A 1,506-nucleotide genomic window follows, 5' to 3' on the forward strand; every position below is an offset into this window, starting at 1 on the left:
CCACCGAGAGAGCACGCCCATGTCGTGCGGCGCCTGCTGGACGCCGGCCTCGTCATCTTCGGCAAGACCAATGCGCCGGAGCTGGGCCTCAAGGGCGTCACCGACCCGCTCGCCTTCGGCCGCAGCAGCAACCCCTGGGACGTGCGCCGCACGCCTGGCGGCAGCAGCGGCGGGTCGGCGGCGGCGGTGGCAGCGGGTGTCGTGCCAATGGCAGCGGGCAACGACGGTGGAGGCTCCATCCGCATCCCGGCAGCCTGTTGCGGGCTGGTGGGTTTGAAACCTTCGCGAGGACGAGTTTCAGTCGGCCCGGGCGCTGGCGAAGTCTGGTTCGGCGCCTGCAGCGAGGGCGTCATCTCGCGCAGCGTGCGCGACACCGCCCTGGCACTGGACATTCTCAGCGGCCCCGAGCCCGGCGACGCCGTCGCCCTGCCCGCGCCGGCCACGCCCTTTGTCCATCAGCTGCGCTCACCGCTGCGCCGGCTGCGCATCGCCTGGTGCGCCGATTCGCCGATTGGCGAGCCGGTGCACGACGAGGCCCGGCTCGCCGTGGAGCGAAGCGTGTCGCTACTGAAAGGCCTCGGCCATGTCGTCGAGCCGGCCCGCCCCGACATCGATGGCCGCACGCTGGCCAACAGCTTCCTGCATATCTACTTCGGTCAGGTGCCGGCCACGCTGAGCCGCGCGGTCGCCCTGGGTGGCCGCGAAGCCGACTTTGAGCCGTTGACCCGTCTCATCGCCACGCTCGGCCGCGCCACCAGCGCCGAACGGCTGACGCTGGAGCTGCTGCGCTGGAACGACTACGCCCGCAGCCTCGCCGCACTGCACGCGCACTACGACCTCTACCTGACGCCGACGCTGGCCTCGCCACCGGTGCTGCATGGCACCGGCGACCCGCCGCCGCTGCAGATTGCCGTGCTGGGCGCGCTGCGCGCCTCGGGGCTGCTGGGCCTGCTCAAGCACGCCGGCCTGCTCGATGGCGTCGTGCAGCAGATGGCCACCGACAGCCTGCGCCATGTCCCCTTCACCCAGCTCGCCAACCTGACGGGCACGCCGGCGATCTCACTGCCGCTGCACTGGACGGCCGACGGCCTGCCGCTGGGCGTGCAGTTCGTTGCAGCGCCGCGCGAAGACGGGCTGCTGCTGCAACTGGCCGCGGAACTGGAAGCCACCCAGCCCTGGTTCGACCGGGTGCCTAGCTGAAGCGCACCGAGGCCTCGAACCCCGGCTCGGCATTGCGCAGCTCCAGCTGGCCGTCATGCGCTTCAGCCACCAACCGGCACAGGCACAGGCCCAGGCCCACACCACCCACATGCCGCGTGCGCGCGGCGTCCGGCCGGTAGAAGGGCTGGCCCAGCTGAGGCAGGGACTCGGGCGGCACGCCGGCGCCGAAGTCACGCACCGTCAAGCGCACGCCCGTGCCTTCGCGAGCCAGCCTGAGCTGCACGGCACCGCGGCTGGCATCGTTGTGGCGCAGCGCGTTCTGCACGAGATTGCGCAGGCACAGCT

Annotated in this window: 2 protein-coding genes; one reads left to right on the top strand and one right to left on the bottom strand. The window is 71.8% G+C overall.

The window, feature by feature from the left end:
* Positions 1-1,200: amidase (locus ACXJKR_RS32310; RefSeq protein ID WP_457326336.1), on the top strand; the 1,200-nt coding region annotated here is incomplete at its 5' end.
* Here ACXJKR_RS32310 and ACXJKR_RS32315 read toward each other — a convergent pair.
* The coding region (locus tag ACXJKR_RS32315; RefSeq protein ID WP_457326337.1) for an ATP-binding protein at positions 1,193-1,506 on the bottom strand (314 nt) is incomplete at its 5' end. The genes ACXJKR_RS32310 and ACXJKR_RS32315 overlap by 8 nt on opposite strands.

It is taken from the genome of Roseateles sp. P5_E11, assembly GCF_054049355.1.